Here is an 859-nt window from a genome sequence, read left to right on the forward strand (position 1 = left end):
AGGCGGTGGCCCCGTTGGCCGGACGGCGTGCGTCGCGCCGCGGCCAGCAGGATGTCGGCGGCCAGCGCGGGATCGCCTCCCTCGCGTGCGGTGCGGGCAGCTTCGTCCGCCCGGGTCAGCTGTCCGGGAGTGGGCCGGTCCGCGGACAACAGGTCGTGCCGTGCCGCGAGTACCGGATCCGCGGCCGTGGCCGCCAGTGCACGGTGCGCCGCCGCGCGTGCGGTCCCGGAGATCGCCGTCACGGCATGGCGACGCAGTAGTTCGGCGGCGAAGCCGATGCGGTCGCCGGGCAGGGGGGACAGGATTCCGGCCGCGAGGGCGACGGCGATGTGCCCGTCGTCCAGCGCGGGCCAGGTACGCCGTAGATGGAGCAGGGTCGGCTGCTGGGTGAGGGCCAGGGGGGTCAGGGACGCACGGACGTGCCGGGGCACGGATGCCAGCCAGGCCTCGCACAGGTCCGCCACGTCAGCAGAGGTCTCCCCGCTGATCCCGGCCGTCGGCGACTGTCCTGTCCGGCCGTCGACGAGGGCGCGTACGAGCAAGGGGTGTCCGCCGCAGGCCCGGTGGACAGCCGGGCCCCGGCCGACGGGCAGGCCGCGGTCCTGCACGAAGGCGATCGTCTCCTCCAGCGTGAGCAGCCCCAGGCGCACCTTCGGGACGTGGGCCGGAACGTGGGCGGCCGCGCCGTCGTCCCGCCGGGCTCCGGTCCACGCGGTGCTCCTCGCCACCACCGTCTGCACCCGCCCGGCGTCCACGGCCCGCACCGCGCCGAACAGCACCGCCGCGCTCGCCTCGTCGAGCCACTGGGCGTCGTCGACGGTCACCAGCCACCGCCCCGGCCCTGCGGCGAACATCGCGG

At 76.3% G+C, this 859-nt stretch carries 1 protein-coding gene; it reads right to left on the reverse strand.

Features of this window, described 5'->3' with window-relative positions:
* The coding region (locus G3I40_RS40005; RefSeq protein WP_164559727.1) for a hypothetical protein at positions 1-824 on the reverse strand (824 nt) is incomplete at its 3' end.
* Positions 825-859: the final 35 nt, after the last annotated feature.

Source organism: Streptomyces sp. SID14478 (genome assembly GCF_010548525.1).
Lineage (GTDB): Bacteria > Actinomycetota > Actinomycetes > Streptomycetales > Streptomycetaceae > Streptomyces.